Source organism: Butyricicoccus porcorum, assembly GCF_002157465.1.
Taxonomy (GTDB): domain Bacteria; phylum Bacillota; class Clostridia; order Oscillospirales; family Butyricicoccaceae; genus Butyricicoccus_A; species Butyricicoccus_A porcorum.
Window position 1 is genome coordinate 75,292 of the sequence record NZ_NHOC01000002.1, and the last position, 20,392, is coordinate 95,683.

Genomic DNA, 20,392 nt, shown 5'->3' on the forward strand with positions numbered 1-20,392 from the left:
TGCATGCAGAAATCAGGTTTTCAGTTTGCGGTACACTGTCCGGTACATCGTTGTGAAACACGCAACACCGCCGAGCAGGTTGGAAATCGGTTCGGCGAGGAAGACGCCGTATACACCTAAACTGCAGACATGCGGCAAAATCAGCGTCAGCGGGATGACGACAATGCCCTTGCGGAAGATGGAAAAGAAAATCGCATGGCGCGACTTGCCGAGCGCGGTGAATACTGCCTGCCCGGAAAATTGCAGTGCCATCAGGAAAAAGCCGAAGAAGTACACATGCATCGCGGGCACGCCTGCGGCAGTCAGTGCCGGATCGGTGTTGAAAATATGGATGAAAAAGTGGGGGAACAGCGAAATAATGCCCCAGACCGCGAGGGAATAGACAATCAGCGTGATGGACATGAACCGGATGGCCTGCCGCACGCGCGCGTGCAGTGCCGCGCCGTAATTGAAGCTGATAACCGGTTGGGCGCTGCCCGAAATGCCGTTGATCGGCAGCATGATGATCTCACGCACCGAGTTGAGCACGGTCATAACGCCGACATATACGTCGCCGCCAAAGAATTGCAGCGAACTGTTGCAGGCGACCTGCACCAGACTGTTGGTTACGCTCATCGTGAAGCCTGCCAGTCCGAGTGTCAGGATTTTTTTCACGCGAGCTGCCTGTAAGCGCAGATGCCTGCGCCGCAGGCGCAGCAGCGTGTGCGAGCCGGTCAGAAAGCGCATGGTCCACAGTGCCGCGACAAATTGAGAGAGCACGGTTGCGCACGCTGCACCGCGCACGCCCATGTGCAGGGCGAAAATGAAGATCGGGTCGAGAATCAGGTTGAGCACCGCACCGATGATAACCGTCAACATGCCGGTGCGCCCGAAGCCCTGCGCATTGATGAAGTTGTTCATGCCGAGTGACAGCATAACGAAGACATTGCCAATCAGATAGATTGTGATATAGGACATCGCATAGGGGAGCGTAACACTGCTCGCACCGAGTGCAAGCAGCAGCGGACGGCGCACCAGCAGGCCAATGGCAGTCAATCCGAAGCCAAAGCACAGCAGTAGGGTCAGGCAGTTTCCCATAATGCCCTCGGCTTCTTCGTCCTGCCCTGCACCACGCTGCATGGAGAACAGCGGCGCGCCGCCCATGCCGATCAGGTTGGCAAAGGCAACTACCATTGTAATGATGGGAAAGCATACGCCGAGACCCGTCAGTGCATTGGTCGCGTCTGTACCCATGCGGCCGATGTAAATGCGGTCGACGATGTTATACAGCACGTTGACAAGCTGTGCCAGCGTCATCGGCACTGCAAGGCGGATGATGTTGGACGAGACACTTCCTTTTGAAAAATCGGTTTCCGATTGTAGATTCATGATAAAACACAGTCTTTCTGTCGAGATTGTATTGCTATTATAGCACTGCCCGATGCAGCGTGCAAAGAAAAGAAATGGCATTACGGGCTTCCAAAAGATGATGAAAGAAAAAAGCACAAAACACGGGAGGAAAATGCGGGGATCTTTGACAGGAATTGAGAAGTTTTTTTGCATAACAAAAGAATGGGGAAATGCAATTGACTTTTGTATCGAACTGGACTACTCTTTCAGTTGGTTCGTTTTATTTACGTTTGGAAAAAGGAAATTGCGGAGGTACAAAATGCAACAAAAGGAGTCGTTTTTCCGTTCAATCGGGCGGGATAACCGGTACATTGTCGGAAACCTGTTTTATGCGTATTTTGCGCAGGGCTTCGCGCTGATTATGCTGGGTGCAATTTTGCCGGTGCTCAAGGCGGATTATGCGCTCGACTATCAGGTCGGCGGCATGCTGCTGTCGGTGCAGTCGGTCGGCTATGCCGTTGCAGGTCTGGGCGCGGGTTTTCTGCCGCTGTATTTCGGCTTGAAAAATTCATTTATCCTGCTGACATCCGGCGTTGCCATCGGCATGGGCATGCTTCTGGTGAGCGGAAATCCGGTCTGGCTGCTGATTGCGATGGCGCTCATCGGCATCAGCAAGGGTGCTGTCACCAACTACAACAACCAGATTATGAGCGATCTGGCGCGCGGCAATGCCGGCCCGCTGAACATGCTGCATGCATTTTTTGCCATCGGTGCGTGTATTGCACCGTTTGCTGTGCTGTTCTGCTCGAAGGTGGATGCATCCGGCTGGCGTCTGGCGGCGGCGATTGCGACGGCAGCGGCAGTGCTCGGCCTGCTCGCCATGTCGCGCATGAAGCTGGACAACACGCGTGCCTCCGGTGGAAAGGCGGAAAAATCCGCAGTTTCGTTCGGCTTTTTCTGGGAAAAGATTTTCTGGGTCACAGTGTTGATTGTCTTTTTCTATCAGTGCATTGAGGCGTCTATGATGGGTTGGCTGACATCATTTTTCGTCGATTCGGGCGTTATGACCAATGATTTTGCACAGGTTGTCACCTCTGCATTGTGGATTGCACTGCTGGTCGGCCGGTTCAGCTGCTCCGGCCTTGCGCTGCGTTTTCGTCCATATCAGATGATTGTGGTTATGGCGGCGGGACAGCTCGGCTTTCTGTATCTGCTGATCCATAGCCACAGCTTTGCGATGATGATGGTCTCAACCGTCGGTCTGGGCCTGAGCATGTCCGGCATGTATGGTACTTCTGTATCCAATGCGGGAGATCTGTTCGCGCGTTATCCGGTCTGCATGGGTTTCTTTGTCCTGCTGACCAGCATGGGTGCCGTTGTCGCGCCGTCTGCCGTCGGCATGGTGGCAAATGTCGCAGGCATGCGCACCGGCCTTGCTGTCCTGTTGATTGCTGCCGTTGCACTGATTGTCATGGCTGTGTACAATGCGGTGATGGTCTGCGGCCGCGCAGTCAGAAAGCATGCAGTAAAGCATCACGCATAACGAATTGCATTGAGAAAACGGAAGCACCCGCGATTCTTCGTGAATCGCGGGTGCTTTTGGGTATGTGCGGTTAGTTCTCACCGAAATGGATGGTTGTATCCTCGGTGTCCTGCATTTGCAGACGCAGGCTGAGCGGCATCGTCCAGCTGTTGTGGTCGGTGTGCAGCAGGTCTTCTGCGCGTTCCGAGAGCGGTTCGCCGAGATACTGGTCATACAGCGCTTTGATCTCCGGGTTTTCGTGCGAATAGCGCAGCGGGCTCAGACGGTCGAGCTTGTAGAGCAGCTCACCGCGGATTTCCGCCTGTTCGGACTGTTCAAACGGAATCGGCTGTCCGCCGCCGCCGACACAGCCGCCCGGACATGCCATGACTTCCACGAAATCATAGTGTGCCTGTCCGGCCAGAATGGCTTCAATCAGATGGCGCGCATTGGCAAGACCGCTGGCAACCGCACAGCGGACAACTGTGCCGTTCATGTCAAATTCCGCTTCGCGCCAGCCCTCCTGTCCGCGAACTGCGCGGAATGCATCGGGCGACGGATTGGTGCCGACAACCGAATAGTAGGCGGTGCGCAGAGCAGCTTCCATGACGCCGCCTGTTGCGCCGAAGATGACGCCTGCACCTGAGCCGACGCCGAGCGGGGAGTCAAACTCTGCTTCGGGCAGGCTGGAAACATTGATGTTTTCCGAACGAATCAGGCGATCCATTTCACGCGTTGTGAGCGCAATGTCGACATCCTGAATGCTGTCTGTCTGCTTGACATACATGTGGCCGTTCTTTTCCGCCTTTTTGGCGAGGCACGGCATGATGGAAACACAGCAGATTTTTTCCGGCGGGACACCGATCCGTTCGGCAAAATAGCTCTTTGTGACTGCGCCAAACATCTGCTGCGGGCTTTTTGCCGTGGAGAGGTACGGCACGAGCTGCGGATACTGCGATTTGAGGAAGCGAACCCAACCCGGGCAGCAGGAGGTAAACATCGGATATTCCTTCAGTTCTCCGGCGGTGAAGCGCTTGAGGAACTCCGCCGCTTCTTCCATGATGGTCAGGTCAGCGGAGAAGGTGGTGTCGAAGATGTAATCGAAGCCCATCGACCGCAGGGCAGCGGCAAGACGGCGTACCGTCGCCAGCTCACGCGGCAGACCGAGCGATTCTCCCCAGGCGGCACGGACTGCCGGTGCGATCTGTACAACCGTGATTTTGTCCGGATCTGCCAGTGCGTCGAGCACTTCGCTTGTGTCATCGCGCTCGCGCAGTGCGCCGACCGGGCAGTGCGTGATGCACTGGCCGCACAGGGCACAATCCGCTTCTTTGATGCGGCGGTTGTAGGTGACGTCAATGGTGGCACGGCTGCCCGAACCGGTCATCTCCCAGATGCCGAGCGACTGAATTTTTTCACAGTACTGCACGCAGCGCATGCACTTGATGCACTTTTTCGGGTCGCGGAACAGTGGGAAGGTGGTCGTCCACAGGCCCTTCGGCAGATCCTGCGGGTATGGATTGCGCAGAATGCCGAGGTCGTTGGCTACATGCTGTAATTTGCAGTTGCCTGAGCGCACACAGGTGGCACAGGTGCTGTCATGCTGGGACAGCAGCAGTTCGACGTTGATGCGGCGCGCCTGACGGGCACGCGGTGAATTGGTGTATACCACCATGCCCTCATAGACAAGGTTATTGCATGAGGAAACGAGGCGGCTTTCGCCCTCAACCTCGACGCAGCAGACGCGGCAGGCACCGATTTCATTGATTTCCTTCAGATAACACAGAGAAGGAATCGTGATACCGGCTTTTGCAGCGGCTTCCATGATGGTTGTGCCTTCCGGCACGCGCACGGCAATGCCGTTGATTGTTACGTTTACCATTGTCTCATTCGTCCTCCTCTGAAGTTGCCGTAGCCGTAATGGTCGCAGCGCAGGCAGCGCGATGCTTCCTGCAAAACCTCGTCCTCGGTCATCGGCTCCTTGATGTCGTCAAAGTTGGCGACGCAGTCGCAGGCCGGACGGGTGCGCAGGTTGACGCGGCCGCAGGCCGGAGCAGGAGACAGCGGTGCCTCCGGGATGTCCTCAACGGCTGCATGAATGACATGGTTGTAGCCGAGGAAATTGTCGATGTTGGCTGCGGCGACCTTGCCCGCAGCAATTGCGCGGATGACGGTAGAGGGACCGGTGACGGCGTCGCCGCCCGCAAAGACTTTCGGGCTGCCCTCAACAAAGCTGTCCGGCAGCGCGGAAATGCGGTCGCGGTTGGTTGCGACACCTGCGGCAGTGAATGCCTTGGAGTCGATGCCCTGGCCGATGGCGACAATGACAATATCACAGGGGATGGCCTGCTCCGGCTTGTTTGCGGCAACCGGCTTCGGGCGTCCATCACGTCCGACTGGGCCGATCTGCTGCGGCTGGGTGATGAGCGCGGTGACATGTCCGTCTTCGTCGCGCTCGATGCGCACCGGAGCCTGAAGCGGCAGAATGGTTGCGCCCTCGGCAGCTGCCTCTTCGATTTCTTCGGACAGCGCGGTCATATCGTCGACACGGCGGCGGTAGACTGTCGTGACACTGGATGCGCCCAGACGGAGCGCGGTGCGGGTGGCATCCATCGAAACATTGCCGCCGCCGATGACACAGACACGCTTGCCCGTGAAGTCGGGCGGATTGCCCTCGCCGATGTCACGCAGCATTTCGACAGCGGAGACGACACCGATGCTGCTCTCACCCGGAATACCGATCTTGCGGTCGATGTGCGCGCCAATGCATAGAAATACCGCATCATACTGGTCTTCAATTTCATGGAACGAGATATCACGGCCGACGGAGATATCGGTATGTACCTCGACACCGGTGCTGAGAATGACATCGATGTCATTGTTCAGCATGTCTTCCGGCAGGCGATAGCGCGGGATGCCGTAGCGCAGCATGCCGCCGAGCTGCGGGCGCTGTTCATAGACAACTGCATGGTGTCCCATCAGCTGCAAATAGAACGCGCAGGACAGACCGCCGGGGCCGCCGCCGATAATGGCAATGCGCTTGCCGGTGGACGGCTGGTTTGCAACCGGCGCGACATGCAGCGCATGCGTGACGGCAAAGTGCTTGATGCCGCAGATGTTGACTGCATCGTCGACCATGTTGCGGCGGCAGCGCGCCTCACATGGATGCTCACAGACAAACGCGCAGGCGGTCGGGAACGGGTTGTCTTTGCGGATGAGCTTGACCGCGTCTTCATACCGTCCGGCGCGGACGAGAGCGATATAGCCCGGTACGTCGACATGTGCGGGACACAGTGCGACGCACGGAACCGGCTGGGTCAGACCGCTGGTGCAGCGGTTGTTGGTGACGTGCTCGACATAGTCGTCGCGGAAGCCCTGGACGCCGCGCAGAACCATGTTGGCGGCTTCGTAGCCGATGGCACAGTCTGCGGTGTCCGCGATGGTTTTCGCCGTCTTTTCAATGCGGTCGATGGTTTCCAGTGTTGCACGCTCGCTGAGGACATCGTCCATCAGGCGTGCGAGCTGTCCGAGACCGATGCGGCAGGGGGAACATTTGCCGCAGGTCTGTGCATGGCACAGCTTCAGGAAGCCGAGGGAAATGTCAACGGGACACAGTCCCGGGGGGCTGGCGGCGATACGCCGCTCCAGATCCTTGTACAGGCTCTCGACAACGGTCTGTGCCTGATTCGGGGTTTCCAAACTTAATCTGCTCAATGCTGTTTCACTCCAAAAGATTTTCTTTTCGTCGCGTGCATTTTGTCAAAAAACACACAAAGATGCTCATAAAGTAATCACAAAACAAGCAAAACTACTTATCTTACATTGTACGCTTTTTGGGAAAAAAATCAATCGATTTGGCACAATTATTTTGATTTTTTGCAAAAGGAGCTGGATTTGAAGGAATTCAGCCAAAAAAAGTGTCCAAAGACAGATTTCTGTCTTTGGACACGTGAACGCGGTCACTCAGAAGCGGAAATCGCGCTGTCCTTCGTGGATGTTTTCGATGTATTCGGTTGCCTTTCTCCGGACGATCTCATTCGGGATGGTCTTCAGTTCCTTTGCAATCAGAGCTTCGCCGACCGCCTTGGTCTCCGGGGACGCATAGTCTTCCAGATATTCCTTCAGCGTCATCAGTGCGTTCGGATGGCAGCAGTTGACAATCTGTTTGCTCTTGAGCAGCGACATGAAGCGGTCACCGGTGCGGCCCTCGCGGTAGCAGGCAGTGCAGAAGCTCGGGACATAGCCGAGATCCATCAGCCAGTGCACGACTTCATCGAGCGTGCGGCGGTCATCGACGTCAAACTGCGTGGTGTCCTCCGGCCGGATGGCCTCGGTATAGCCGCCGACACTGGTGCGTGAGCCGCCGCTGATCTGGGAGATGCCGAGGTCGAGCACGCGCTCGCGGCTCTTCTGGCTCTCGCGGGTGGAGACAATCATGCCGGTATACGGCACGGCGATGCGGATGCATGCGACAATTTTGGCGAACATATCGTCGGAAATGCCGTTGTCAAAGACATCCGGGTCGATGTCATCTGCGCGGCGCACGCGCGGCACGCTGATGGTGTGCGGGCCGACACCCTTGTATGCTTCCAGATGTTCGGCATGCATGATGATGCCGGTGAAGTCATAGCGGTAGTTGTTCAGGCCAAACAGGACGCCCAGACCGACGTCATCGATGCCGCCGTCCATGGCGCGATCCATCGCCTCGGTGTGGTAGGCGTAGTCGTGCTTCGGTCCCGTCGGGTGCAGTTTTTCATACGATTCCTTGTTATAGGTCTCCTGGAACAGGATATAAGTGCCGATACCGGCCTCCTTGAGCTTGCGGTAGTTTTCTACCGTTGTCGCGGCAATGTTGACATTGACGCGGCGGATGGCGCCGTTTTTGTGCTTGATGCTGTAGATTGTCTGGATGGATTCGAGGATGTATTCAATCGGGTTGTTGACCGGGTCTTCGCCGGACTCGATGGCGAGGCGCTTGTGGCCCATGTCCTGAAGAGCAGTGACCTCGGCGACAATTTCCTCCTGTGTCAGCTTTTTGCGCGGGATGTGCTTGTTTTTGAGGTGATACGGACAGTATTCACAGCCGTTGATGCAGTAATTGGACAAATACAGCGGTGCGAACATGACGATGCGGTTGCCATAGAACTCTTCCTTGATCTTGCGGGCAAGTGCATAGATTTCCTGATTCTTGTCCTCCAGATCGCAGTCGAGCAGGACGAGCGCCTCGCGGTGGGATACACCCTTCATTTTGCGCGCTTTTTCGAGAATCTGGTCGATCAGCTCACGGTTATGCTTATTTTTTTCTGCATAATCGAGACAATCGCGGATTTCCTCATCGCTGATAAATTCTTCTGCCTTGGGTGACATCATGTTGTACATAGTCATATACCTCCTGAATAGCGGGTGCAGTCAGAGCTTAGAGTAAACTGCCTTTGCGGTGATGCCGTCCAGCATGCCGATTTTGCCGGACATGGCGCTGATGATACCGGTCGGGGCGTCGACAGCCACGCTGATGAGTGAGATGCCGCGTTTGTCATACGGGATGCCCATTCGGCCGATGATATACTGTCTGTACTGATGCAAAATCTGGTTGAGCTGTTCGGCATGCGCGGGATTTTCCACGACAATAGCCAGAATCGCCACTCTGGTCTGTTCCATGCGAAGCGTTTCCTTTCTGAGAGAATAAAAAAGCATTCCTGTGCCGCGGCACAGGAATGCTGCATAAACGGATTGTTGCCGCAGAGCGGCAGAAATAAGCTGGCATGAAATCGTTGCATGTCTTCTCCGTCAGGCGTTGTTCCTTGTGGGTCGGTACATTTGCAGTATAGGCGGTTTGCGGTGGGAACCATGTTCTTCCCGCGCACCTGATTTCTGTCATTATACCACGCCTGTCAAAAAAATACAACCGGTGATTGTGGTTCTGTTATGGTAAGATGGTGACCTTTGTACCCACCTTGCAGTACTTCCAGAGGATGTCCATGACCTTGTTGTTGACGGCGACACATCCGGTTGTCCAGTCGGTCTGTCCGCCGAGGTTGCCCTTCTGGCCATGGACCATGATCTGTCCGCCCAGAGGGGTGTACCAGTCCGGCTGCTCGCCGGCGGCGAGGGAAGCCATGATGCTGTCATACTGCTGCTGCGTAATCAGGCCGGATTTGAGGCCGCGTGCGGCGTCGTTTGCATTCGGATAGGACAGGCCGAGCGAGAGGTAGAACCTGCTCTGGTTGTTGAGCACGCAGATGTAATATTCACCCTCTGGCGTGCGTTTGTCGCCTTCTTTTTCTTTTGCACCCTCTGCGGATGCGCTGCCGAGACCGACGGAATACTGAGCAATCACACTCTCACCGTTGTACACGGTCAGCAGGTGATCTGCTTTATGCACAACAATGGAAACGTCCTGTGCCTGTTCAGGCGTCAGCGACGGTTCTACAATCGGCAGTTCCTGATGCACGGTGAATTTCGCGCCATCAATTTCCTGTACCTGCGTCTGCTTTGCCTTTTCGGCAGCAGCTGCTTCGGCCGCTTTCTTTTGCTCAGCTTCCTCCTGCTTTTCCACTTCGGCAATTGCGTCGGTCAAATCTACAGTCTCTCCTACATTTTGTTCGCTGAAAACAGCGTCTGTCGCCTGGTCATCGTCAGCGCGGAAGACGGCCTGACTGAGCACTGCCGCCGAGGTTACTGAGATGGCACAGATGGCGGTGAGCAGTGCAAATCTGAACTTTGAAACAGCGTTTTTTCGATTCTTCATTGTAATTTTATTCTCCAATCATCATACGAGAAAGCCCACATGTTATTTATTATAAAGGTAAAGAGGGAGAACGTCAATGGCGTAAATGGGTGATAATCTACAAAAAAAGACGCTGATTCGTGCAAATCAGCGTCAAAATATGCAAAATCTACGGCATTAGCTGAAAATACCGTCATGCGGGGAAGGGACATCTGCGCACAGATCGAGGTGCAGTTCATAGCGAATCCGGTCAGCAAGTGTCAGGATCAGCTCACGGTTTGCCGGACGGCGGGAAAAGCTGTAACCGGGGAACGAGCTGCCGCAGCGATTCCATGCAATGGATACGGCGTTGCGCATATCGCGTTCCACACTCGTCCAGGTGGTGTTGTATTTTTTGGCGATGGCAGGATACAGCAGCTTGGTCACGGAGTCCGCAACAGAGGGATCTTCGATTGTCATCAGAATACTGTCGCGGAGATAGCGATAGCCCATGACATGCGCCGGAAACTGGAGGTCACCGAGCAGATGCCGGATCTGAAGGACGATATCGTATTGTGTCGGCGCTTCACTGGCATGGGGTGCAGATAGCCGTGCTGCCGCGCCATAGCGGGAGAGAATATCAATGAGAGAGGCTATGGAAACCGGCTTTCGCAGAAAGAAATTGATGCCGAGCCGGTCGCATTCCGCAGAAATCTCTGCGGAAACGAAGGAGGACAGGACAAAAATGCAGGGACGTTGACGCTCAGAAAGCCCATCCAGTTCGCGCAGGGCAGTGAGTGCATCGGGCAGCATCAGATCAAGCAGCAGGACATCCGGATTCGTTTCGCGCACAATATTCTCCAGGCCGGTGGCAGTCTGATAGATCCCGGAGACCGCAAAGCCTTCCGCAGCGCGCAGCGCCCGGCAGAGCAGGTGCGTAAATTCTGTGTCACCGTCTGCGATCATGACCTGAGTAATATGTATCATATGAATCTCTCCTTATATCGAAAAGCTATAGATAGTATACAATAGCGCGCCATGCTTCACAATGCGGAAAATTCACAAAAACATAGAAAAAAACAGGCGCCAACAAGCCGGTTCGACAGCATTCAACACAGAATGTCGAAAATTGCTGTTCTATTTGAAACGAAAAAAACAGAAAAACAACCAAAACAGAAACAAATTTGACACGAAAATCTCAGGGACGACACATTTGTGTAACACTCCAATAAAATAATTCGCCAATATTCGACAATAAGTGCGGAAAGAAAGAAAAAAAGCAGACCTCCATACAGTGCTGCGGGGAGATCTGCTCATATGTTGATGTGAAATGAAATTACATTTTTGCAGCGACAGCATCAAAGGTATCGGTAACTTCGCTGGACGGAGCCGGTGTCAACAGGCTGACCACAACATTGACAATGCAGGCAATGACAAATGCGGGCAGCAGCTCGTAGATCGCAAAGACACCACCGAGCGTTGCGATGCCGAACTTCCAGACAAACACCATGACGCCGCCGGCAATCATGCCTGCCAGTGCACCCCACTGGTTGGAACGCTTCCAGAACAGGGCGAGCAGGACGACTGGGCCGAAGGTGGCACCGAAGCCCGCCCAGGCGAACGAAACGATCTTAAAGACCGAGCTGTTCGGGTTGCGTGCGAGGAAGACCGCAACAATTGCGATGAGAATAACCGTCACGCGTGCGGTGTTCATGCTCTTCTTTTCGGACATCTTGACGCCGAACAGGTCACGAATGATGTTCTGTGATACGCTGGATGCGGCAGCCAGCAGCTGCGAGTCCGAGGTAGACATGGTGGAAGCCAGAATACCGGACAGGATGATACCTGCGATGAGAGCCGGAATGATGCCATGCTGGCTGATAACATGTGCGATCTTGATGATAATGGTCTCGGAATCCTCCAGCATCGGCAGAACGCCTGCCTTGCTCATGGAGAGGCCGACAATGCCGATCAAGACGGCTACACTCATGGAAATGACAACCCAGATGGTTGCGATGCGGCGGGAGGTCTTGAGTTTGTCTTCATCTTCTGTCGCCATAAAGCGGAGCAGGACATGCGGCATGCCGAAGTAGCCGAGACCCCATGCCAGCGTGGAAACGATGGTCAGCGCACTGTAGGAAGACGAGGTGCCGGCCGACGGATCATAGATTTCAGTCAGGCTCAGATAGCCCGGCAGTGCTTTGGCGTTGTCGACAACGGCATCCCAGCTGCCAGCCGAGGAAATGCCGAAACAGATGACAATAAACAGCGCAATTGTCATGACGATGGATTGAATCAGGTCGGTGGTGCTGGCCGCAAGAAAGCCGCCGAGCGCACAATAGCCGACGATGATTGCCGCACTGACCAGCATAGCCAGCATGTAATCGATGCCGAACAGCGAGTTGAACAGCTTGCCGCAGGCGGCAAAGCCGGATGCCGTGTACGGGATAAAGAAAATAATGATAATAACCGCAGCGACGGAAGACAGCAGGTGCTTTTTGTCACCATAGCGGTTGGAGAAAAAGTCCGGGAGAGTGATGGAACCCGTGGTGTGCGAATACACGCGGATGCGGCGGGCAACGATCAGCCAGTTGAGATAGGTGCCGATGGCAAGACCGATTGCCGTCCATGCGGCGTCCGCAATGCCGGTGGCATAGGCGACGCCCGGCAGACCCATCAGCAGCCAGCTGCTCATATCGGACGCCTCGGCGCTCATTGCGGTGACAATCGGGCCGAGCTTGCGTCCGCCCAGATAAAAGTCGTCAACGTTGCTGTTGCGCTTGGAACAGGCGTATCCGACGTAAAGCATCATTCCCAGATAGAGCACAATGGCAATGATGATACAGATGGTGGATGACATAAACATTGATAGCTCCTTTTTATCATGTGATATTGGTTATTGTAGCACAGGGGAAAATAATCGAAAATATGAACTGAATACTAGAATATAGTTTGTACTGAATATTGTAATCTAAAAAGAAATATACATATTATATCGGGGATTTAGACAGAATATTGGCTATTATCCGCAGCGATACGATTGTAAAAACATAGGAAGTGTTGTACCGGAGTATTGATAAAGAGAATAATCTCCATTGCAGATACACCAGTCGTAGATCATCGCGCGTTCACACATGGCATAAGCTTTCACGATTTCATTGACGGATACATCGCTGCGCAGCTGCCCGCGTTTCTGCCCTTCGATGACGATTTTGCGCAGAACACGGTAATAGGTGCGTCCCTGATTGAGCAGGTGACGCTCTCCGAACGTCACCAGCTGGGAAGAATACATGCGCGCGAGCAGATCCATCGGGATACTGTTCTCAATCATGAGGAAAAGCTCGTGGTTGAGGTACATCAGCTTGTCAAAGCTGTCCATTTCCGGGTCAATTTCCTCCATCAGCTGTTCATATTTTGCATCGAACAAATAGGAGAGCGAGGAGAGCAGTGCATCCTTGCTGTCAAAATAATGGTAAAAGGAACCCTTGGAAGTTTCAGAGCGTTCTACAATATCGTCTATGGTTGTTTCATCATAGCCCTGCTCATAAAACAGCGCCCAGGCAGCGTCAACAATGCGTCCTTTGGTATTTCTGGCGTCTTTTTTTGCCATACTGGAATCCACCTCTTTTGTGTGATAGGATAAGAGTATTATAAAACGTATTGCATGCCATAGACAAGAGGATTTTTTCTGTTCATAATTTTGTGGAAGGATTTTGATAAATTGTTTACAAATAGTTCGTTGACGAACCGGTTAGAAAAAAGTATGATAGATTCATAATCGGATACAGAGGGGTAATATCATTCGACAGACTGGCAGAAATGGGAAAATGATGGGAATATTTTGGCGGTTTTTGCAAGACAACTAGAGCTCTATGTGTTTCAAAAAAGAACTGCCGGGGCAAGGCAGGGAGACACGATCATCTCCCTGTTGCATTGAAGGAGTGAGCAAGATTGAAACAGGAACGATATCATATTTTCTTTGACAGTCCGAGCGGTCTGCTGCCGGGTTCGCTTGACCTGTGCCAGACGGATGACGGCGTTTCCGGACATATCACGATCATGGGGCGCGGTTCAAACATCACGGACGGGTCGATGGACGGTGATATGCGGGATTTCGGCGGAACGATCTGGTTCCGGCAGCAGGAGATGCCGTTCCATGCGAACGGAGAGATTTCCGACGGCGTGTTGGACCTCGATGTGACCGTAGGATCGGAGGTTTTCGCGCTGACTGGTTTCCCGGTCTGACATTCGCCATTGCGCGGTGTGCCGCAGCTTGCTATAATGGTATCAGTTGATACCATTCAGGAGGAAAAAAGCTATGGCACGAACCAGCAGCATCGAAAGAAATACAAATGAAACCAAAATCCGGCTGGATTTGAATCTGGACGGCACCGGAAAAGCAGATATTCACAGCGGTGTGGGCTTCTTTGACCACATGATGAACGGCTTTGCGCGGCACGGGCTTTTTGATGTAAACCTGCACGTCGACGGAGACCTGGAGGTGGACTGCCACCATACAATTGAAGATACCGGCATCGTGCTGGGCAACGCAATCCGCGAGGCGGCGGGCGATAAAAAGGGCATCCGCAGGTATGGCTCGTGCATCCTGCCGATGGATGAGGCACTGGTATTGTGTGCCGTCGACCTGTCCGGCCGGCCGTACCTTGTCTTTGATGCGGAATTTACCGCAGACCGCTGTGGCGATATGGATACCGAGATGGCGCGGGAGTTTTTCTATGCGGTGTCGTATGCGGGCGCGATGAACCTGCATATCAAGGTTCTCTACGGCTCCAACAATCACCATATCATGGAAGCCATGTTCAAGGCATTTGCAAAGGCGCTGGATACGGCAACGATGTATGACGAGCGCATCACAGACGTCCTTTCGACCAAGGGCACACTGTAAAACAGGATACAGAATCCTTTGAAAATAGCAAGAGACATGTTCGATCCGAACATGCCTCTTTTTATATGTGTGTGAGCAGAGAGTAGGAAGCTTTTACTGGTTAGTGGCGTGCTGCAAGGGAAATCATCGCCAGAGCAAGTTCTTCCTCGTGGCGGGCAGCCGAACCGGCGCTGTGAGAGGTCAGAAAGTCGGACGAATACATCTGCCTGTCCTCCAGAAGAGATTTGAGCTGTTCGACCGAACCGGACTTCGAGACCTGATGGATTTCACTTAACATTCCCATGGAACACACCTCCTTGTTACAGTTTGTACCTGCTTGGTATGTGCCTATCATACGACTTTTTTCGGGAAATGTCATGTTACGAATTGTATGAAAAAACAAATGCTTTTGATAGTGAATTGGGTATCCTTTACAGATGTCTGTTTGGTCACATTGTCAAAAGCAGCGATATAACTAAAAAATAATCAAAATAAAGGCGCAACATGGACAATATAGACAATCTGGTCGAAAATACTCTGCGCGGTGCGTACAACTGTCCGTGTACAGCGCAGAAAAAAGCGCATCCGGCGGAGTTGCGGATGCGCTTTTCTGCTCTGTTTGGTTGTCAGCTGTCGATATTCCGGCTGCGGATCAATTCGGAAAGCGTACTGTCCTGCGAAATTTCGTCCAGCGTCTGCTGTGCAAATTCCGCAAGCTCGGTGTTTGCCTTTGCCGTCGCGATGCCGTAATTTTGATAGGCGAATTTGTCCGGCAGGATGGTGGTTTTATTGTCCACGTAGCCATACAGGATGCTGCGGTCGACGGAAAATACGTCGATGGTACCGGCATCCAGTGCCTGTTTCAGTGCGTCATAGCTGCCGAACTCCATAAACTGCGGTGTGATGTCGAGGCCATTGCGGTCAAGGTAGGCGAGCAGGTCAGCGCGTGTCGTGGTGTTGCGCGCGACACCGATGATCTTGCCGTCCAGCTTGCTGATGGAGGTAATGGCTTGGGTGCCGAGGGAATTGGAATCGGTCACGGCTTTTTCTACCATCAGGCCGAGGGAATCGGTATAATACGGTGTGGTGAAGTTCCACTGCGTTTTGCGTTCCTCTGTGATGGAGAATGTCGCAATGGTGAAATCCGCTGTGCCATCGTCGAGCACCTTGCCGCGCTCGTCATAGGTGACACCGATGAAGTTGACCAGACCGTCCTCTTTTGCCTGTTCCGGCTCGACGTCAAACAGCGATGCGGCGAGCTCATAGGCAATGTCAACCTCCAGGCCCTCAAAGCTGCCATCTTCATTCTGATAGCCGAAGTTCGGGACATCGGTTTTGACCGCGACATTGATGCAGCCGCGCTCTTTCAGGTCATCCAGCGTTGCCGTCGGCTCAGAGGAAGAGGAAGCCGTACCGCTTCCGTTTTGTGGGGCAGAAGTGCCGCAGCCGGCCAGTGCGGAGACCGACAGGAGCAGCGCGCCCAGCAGGGCAAAATGTTTTTTCAAAAGGAACACCTCCTGAGGAGAGTGGGAATTATCCGAGGATGATTTTCAGGAACAGAAGAACCAGAACGACGATAATGATCGGTTTGACAATCTTATTTCCGTTTTTCATAACGAGGCCGGAGCCCATGTAGTGCCCGACCAGACAAAAGGCCGCGCCTGCCAGACCGAGCGCAATATTGACCGCCCCGCTGAACAGGAAGGTCGCCAGAGCTGCAATATTGGACGACAGATTGATGAGCTTGACGTTGCCGGAGGCCGTGCGCACGTCCATATGTGCACATTTGGTCAGCGCGAGCAGCAGGAAGGTGCCGGTGCCCGGCCCATAAAAGCCGTCGTACATGCCGATGACGAGCGCGGCGATGCAGGAGATTGCCATGCGCCGCGAAGCCGGGAAATCCGGGTTCGCATGGCCATCCCCCTTGTCCAGAAAGACAAGGATGGCCACGATCGGCAGGACAGCGATCAACAGCCAGCGCAGATAGGTGTCATCGACAAGCAGCACGAGCCGGGCGCCGAGCGTCGAGCCCGCGAGCGCGAGAACAATGCTCGGCAGGGCAATCCTGCGGTCAAAAAAGCCATTTTTGCAGTAACGCGCCGTGGAAACCGTCGTGCCGACGGAAGAAGACAGCTTGTTTGTTGCGATGGCAGTGTGCATGGGAAGCCCGGCGAACAGAAAGGCCGGGAGTGAAATCAGTCCGCCCCCGCCGGCGATGGAATCGACCAGGCCGGCGAGGAAGGTGAGCGGGCAAACGATGAGAAATGGAATGAGTGTCATAATCGTCCTTTGTGTCTTGAAATTTTTGTGTTATGCTGCGTCGTCATCCGACTGAACCGTGGCATAAAAACGCTCGCGGTCGACCAGACCGCTCTGGTGTGCGATGATGGTCGTGCAGACGGCGTCGCCCGTGATGTTAACAGCGGTACGTGTCATATCGAGGATGCGGTCGATGCCCATAATCAGGCCGATTGCTTCGACCGGCAGGCCGACGGAAGCGAATACCATGGACAGTGTGACAAGGCCGACACCCGGGACGCCTGCGGTGCCGACGGACGCGAGTGTTGCGGTCAGAATGACGGTCAGATAGTCCGCGCCGGACAGGTCAATGCCGAACGCCTGTGCGGCAAAGACAACCGCAACGCCCTGCATGATGGCAGTGCCGTCCATGTTGATGGTCGCACCGAGCGGGATGGTGAATGAGCTGATCTTGCGCGATACGCCCAGCTTGACATCCAGCGTCTCGGTGGACAGCGGAATGGTCGCGTTGGAGGTCGCTGTCGAGAAGGCGAACGCCATGACAGGGAAGAATTTCTTGAGGAATACCAACGGATTGAGTCCGGTCGTGATCTTGAGCAGACCCTGGTATACGACAAGGCACTGGATTGCCAGAGCAAGCAGGACGCCGATCATATATTTGAGCAGCGGAACAAACGCACTGAAGCCGATGCCGGAGAAGGTCTTTGCAATCAGACAGAAGACACCGATCGGTGCGACATACATGACCGCAGAGGTCATTTCCATCATGATATCATTGCACTGCGAGACAAAATTGCTCACGAGGTTTGCGCGGTCACCCAGCTTTGCCAGCAGAATGCCGACAAACAGGGCAAAGAAGATGATCTGAAGCATCGTGCCGTTGGCGAGCGATGCGACCGGGTTTTCCGGAATGATGTTGAGCAGCGTGTCCGCGACGCCGGTGGACTCTGCAACAGAGGTTTCCTGCGCCTGGATGGCTGAGGTATCCAGACCGATGCCCGGATTGATGATATTTGCGACGCCGAGTGCGACAGAGATTGCCAGTGCAGTGGTCAGCAGATAGAACAGCAGGGTTTTAATGCCGACCTTGCCGAGACTCTTGGTGTCGCCCATCGCCATACTGCCGCAGATCAGCGAGCAGAAAACCAGCGGGACAACGAGCATCTTCATCAGACGCAGGAAGCCGTTGCCCACAACATAGAAGACGCCGTTTACAATGATGGTATCGCGCACATAGCCCTCCGGCACAAAATAGTGCATAATGATGCCGCACAGGCAGCCGAGAATCAGTGCGATAAAGATTTTAGTCGTAAGACCGAGCTTTTTCTTTTCTTTTTTCATTAGTACCTCCTAACTCACAGGGTAGGGTGAAAGCCGCATTCCGTCAGGAACTCCGAGAGAGCTTCCTTCCAGTCCTTCGGCTCTTCCATGCCGCTGATGCGCAGCATCATGTTGTCGAGGACGGAATACGACGGGCGTTCCGAGCCGTCACCGAGAACCGGCACCAGATGAATATCCTTTCCGGTCAGCTTTTTGAGCATTTCCGCGTATTCATAGCGGGTAACCGGGCCGCCGGTGCAGACGGCATGATATGTACCGTAATTGGATGAACCGAGCAGCGAAAGAATGACCTTTGCCAGTTCCTTTGCACTGGTCGGGACGGCAATTTCATTGTTGGCGACCTTGAGCTCATCGCCTGCGCGCAGGAAGGTATCCACGAAGTCGGAACCGGTGCCGTACACCCACGAGGAGCGGATGATGATATGGCGTGCGCACAAATAACTGACGTATCGTTCGCCGGCGAGCTTGGATTTGCCGTAGATAGAATTTGGCACAGGCATCGGGTCAAATTCGTTGTACGGTGTGGTGCCTTGATTGCCGAATACATCGTCGGTAGACATCTGAATGAGGCAGGCACCGACGCGGTTGGCGGCAACGGCGAGGTTGCGCGCACCGAGCGCATTGACATTGTATGCCTGCTCCGGGTTTTGCTCACACAGCGCCGGGTTGGACAGTGCGGCGCAGTTGATGATTGCCACAGGACGATTCATGTCGGCGTACAGCTGGACATCTGCCGCATGCGTGACATCGACGTCGGTCTGGTTGGTACACAGAAGATGGTAGCCGTTGCCGGGCAGCAGCTTCTTGAGCGCAGAGCCGACGTGTCCGTCAGCACCTGTGATCCAAATCCAGTTTTTTGACATGGGAGTTGCTCCTTTCTCTGAGAGGGATTTTTCGCAAATTGAGTGCAAAAAAGCGCCCGGCTTCCGTCAATTGACGTGCATGGAACCAAGGCGCCTTGCTTTTCTGTAGTTTAGTATAAACCAAAACGACACCAACCGACAAAAAACGACGGGGAAAATACAAATGGTAACATCCGCCTGAACAGGAAAGGCGGATATACCGGAGAAATACACAGGGCACATACAGAGCGGAAAAGCACCGTATGCGCCCGGATAAAGAGCGAAGACTTCAATGATCAGATATTGGCCGGACAGCTGATGATGCACGGACGGTCGGAGCGCAGTGCACGCTGGAGCGACGGGATCAGCTGAACCGCGCTGGAAACGGAGAGAACCGGAACACCGAAGCCGCTGAGCTCGGGAGTCTGCTCCGGACGATAGAGTACCAGTACGGCAGCCGGTGCGTTCAGCTGCTGCATCATGTCGAAATCGCTGCGGCTCAGGCCGGCGGGATCGGTGACAGCGAGCACGTGTTTGTCCGGCTTTGCCAGCTTTGCGGCAGCTGCGCCGATGACAGCAGTGCCGTGTGAACGGGTAAACAGGCAGGTTTCCGGCTGATAGCAGTCATAATAGCTCATGACATGATCCTCTGCGGCGCTCGCGTCGGTAATCAGGATGTCATCGAGTGCAAGGCAGTAGCGCACATCAAACAGTACCTTTTCCGGGCACATCGGGAACGCCAGATTGCGGCCAAACGCCATATCGCGGCGGAACAGCTCTTCGCCGGTGTGTACGGCTGTGTTCGGAAAGGATTTCTGATGGCACAGGCTGCGGATGCGTCCGAGTGCTTCGACCAGCGTGCAGGAGGTTTCCTCCTGCGTGTTTTCCAGATACATCACCGGGCAGGAAGCATGCAGTTCCCACAGCTCTGCGGCGGTGTCCAGCGCGAGGATGAAGTCGGCGCTGTCGATCAGCTTCTGGCACTCCTCCGAAGCACCCAGCGTGCAGACGGCATAGCGGTGGTCACACGGGATGATGCCCTTTGCCTTGTCGGTATAGATGACAGGAATATGCACATCCTCTGCCAGACGAGACAGCGCGTCACCTGCCTGTGCACGCACAGACGAATAGCCCGCGACGATGACCGGATGCTGTGCGGCGTTGATGTGTGCGGCGGCCTCTGCGGAAAAACGCACGGAAAGGGAGAACAGGTTTCTGTCATAGCTGGCACCGGTCAGGCGGGAGGCCAGCTGTTCCATGACAGCAGTCTGTTCCGCAGACAGTGCAGGCAGGGTCTGATTGCTCTTGTTCATCCATAATTCCATCATACTCATCTATCTCATCCTCTTTCTCTGATTGATCTCAATTCCTTCTGTTATCAGTATAGATCCGACCTACAGAAAACGACAGCAACCTATACAGAAAAATAGCGGGAAAGTTGCACAAAAATCGCGCTTTAAAATTTACATTATGCGGAAAATATGTCAATTATCATACGAAAGAGGTAG

General features: G+C 54.2%; 18 protein-coding genes. 3 read left to right on the forward strand and 15 right to left on the reverse strand.

What is annotated here, in order from left to right:
• Positions 1-12 precede the first annotated feature (12 nt).
• The gene (locus tag CBW42_RS01790) at positions 13-1,368 is read right to left on the reverse strand and encodes an MATE family efflux transporter (protein WP_087017776.1); all 1,356 of its coding nucleotides are present in this window, start codon (positions 1,366-1,368) and stop codon (positions 13-15) included.
• 280 nt (positions 1,369-1,648) lie between these two features.
• Between CBW42_RS01790 and CBW42_RS01795 the strand changes: the two genes are divergently transcribed.
• Positions 1,649-2,872, forward strand: coding sequence for an MFS transporter (locus tag CBW42_RS01795; RefSeq protein WP_165761008.1), 1,224 nt, complete (start codon positions 1,649-1,651; stop codon positions 2,870-2,872).
• A 70-nt stretch (positions 2,873-2,942) separates the two neighbouring features.
• Here the strand turns inward: CBW42_RS01795 and CBW42_RS01800 are convergent, their stop codons facing one another.
• The 8 genes from CBW42_RS01800 to CBW42_RS01835 all read right to left on the reverse strand — a co-directional run bounded on the left by CBW42_RS01800 (position 2,943) and on the right by CBW42_RS01835 (position 13,167).
• Positions 2,943-4,733, reverse strand: a complete 1,791-nt coding sequence (locus tag CBW42_RS01800; protein WP_087017160.1) for a [FeFe] hydrogenase, group A — start codon at positions 4,731-4,733, stop codon at positions 2,943-2,945.
• Entirely contained in the window at positions 4,727-6,565 is a 1,839-nt protein-coding gene (locus CBW42_RS01805; protein WP_087017162.1) for an NAD(P)-binding protein, read from the reverse strand. Before CBW42_RS01805 ends, CBW42_RS01800 begins: the two co-directional genes overlap by 7 nt.
• 249 nt (positions 6,566-6,814) lie before the next feature.
• The gene (gene hydG, locus CBW42_RS01810) at positions 6,815-8,230 is read right to left on the reverse strand and encodes a [FeFe] hydrogenase H-cluster radical SAM maturase HydG (protein ID WP_205703596.1); all 1,416 of its coding nucleotides are present in this window, start codon (positions 8,228-8,230) and stop codon (positions 6,815-6,817) included.
• Between the two features lie 30 nt (positions 8,231-8,260).
• A complete protein-coding gene (locus tag CBW42_RS01815; RefSeq protein WP_087017166.1) occupies positions 8,261-8,509 on the reverse strand; it encodes a TM1266 family iron-only hydrogenase system putative regulator in 249 nt (82 codons plus the stop codon).
• Positions 8,510-8,774: 265 nt separating this feature from the next.
• Complete coding sequence (locus CBW42_RS01820; RefSeq protein ID WP_087017168.1) at positions 8,775-9,599, reverse strand: L,D-transpeptidase family protein; 825 nt, start codon at positions 9,597-9,599, stop codon at positions 8,775-8,777.
• Positions 9,600-9,755: 156 nt separating this feature from the next.
• Positions 9,756-10,544, reverse strand: coding sequence for a sporulation initiation factor Spo0A C-terminal domain-containing protein (locus CBW42_RS01825; RefSeq protein ID WP_087017169.1), 789 nt, complete (start codon positions 10,542-10,544; stop codon positions 9,756-9,758).
• A 349-nt stretch (positions 10,545-10,893) separates the two neighbouring features.
• On the reverse strand, positions 10,894-12,423 hold the full coding sequence (locus CBW42_RS01830; RefSeq protein ID WP_087017171.1) for a sodium/proline symporter: 1,530 nt from the start codon (positions 12,421-12,423) through the stop codon (positions 10,894-10,896).
• A 156-nt stretch (positions 12,424-12,579) separates the two neighbouring features.
• Entirely contained in the window at positions 12,580-13,167 is a 588-nt protein-coding gene (locus CBW42_RS01835) for a TetR/AcrR family transcriptional regulator (RefSeq protein WP_087017173.1), read from the reverse strand.
• A 341-nt stretch (positions 13,168-13,508) separates the two neighbouring features.
• On the opposite strand from CBW42_RS01835, the gene CBW42_RS01840 reads away from it, so the two are divergent.
• Both CBW42_RS01840 and hisB read left to right on the forward strand, forming a co-directional pair.
• Positions 13,509-13,802: a hypothetical protein gene (locus CBW42_RS01840; protein WP_087017175.1), complete on the forward strand. Its 294-nt coding sequence runs from the start codon at positions 13,509-13,511 to the stop codon at positions 13,800-13,802.
• A gap of 73 nt (positions 13,803-13,875) precedes the next feature.
• On the forward strand, positions 13,876-14,463 hold the full coding sequence (gene hisB, locus CBW42_RS01845) for an imidazoleglycerol-phosphate dehydratase HisB (protein WP_087017177.1): 588 nt from the start codon (positions 13,876-13,878) through the stop codon (positions 14,461-14,463).
• A gap of 100 nt (positions 14,464-14,563) precedes the next feature.
• Here hisB and CBW42_RS01850 read toward each other — a convergent pair whose 3' ends face one another.
• The 6 genes from CBW42_RS01850 to CBW42_RS01875 all read right to left on the reverse strand — a co-directional run bounded on the left by CBW42_RS01850 (position 14,564) and on the right by CBW42_RS01875 (position 20,212).
• Positions 14,564-14,746, reverse strand: coding sequence for a hypothetical protein (locus tag CBW42_RS01850; protein WP_087017179.1), 183 nt, complete (start codon positions 14,744-14,746; stop codon positions 14,564-14,566).
• Positions 14,747-15,068: 322 nt separating this feature from the next.
• Positions 15,069-15,947, reverse strand: coding sequence for a transporter substrate-binding domain-containing protein (locus tag CBW42_RS01855; protein WP_165761009.1), 879 nt, complete (start codon positions 15,945-15,947; stop codon positions 15,069-15,071).
• Positions 15,948-15,975: 28 nt separating this feature from the next.
• Positions 15,976-16,722, reverse strand: coding sequence for a sulfite exporter TauE/SafE family protein (locus CBW42_RS01860; RefSeq protein ID WP_087017183.1), 747 nt, complete (start codon positions 16,720-16,722; stop codon positions 15,976-15,978).
• A gap of 30 nt (positions 16,723-16,752) precedes the next feature.
• Positions 16,753-18,042 (reverse strand): dicarboxylate/amino acid:cation symporter, encoded by a 1,290-nt coding sequence (locus CBW42_RS01865; protein ID WP_087017185.1) that lies wholly within the window; start codon positions 18,040-18,042, stop codon positions 16,753-16,755.
• A 14-nt stretch (positions 18,043-18,056) separates the two neighbouring features.
• Positions 18,057-18,905 carry an SDR family oxidoreductase gene (locus CBW42_RS01870; protein WP_087017187.1) on the reverse strand — a complete coding sequence of 283 codons (849 nt, stop codon included), beginning with the start codon at positions 18,903-18,905 and terminating at the stop codon, positions 18,057-18,059.
• Positions 18,906-19,180: 275 nt separating this feature from the next.
• The gene (locus tag CBW42_RS01875) at positions 19,181-20,212 is read right to left on the reverse strand and encodes an acetolactate synthase large subunit family protein (protein WP_165761010.1); all 1,032 of its coding nucleotides are present in this window, start codon (positions 20,210-20,212) and stop codon (positions 19,181-19,183) included.
• Between the last annotated feature and the right edge of the window lie 180 nt (positions 20,213-20,392).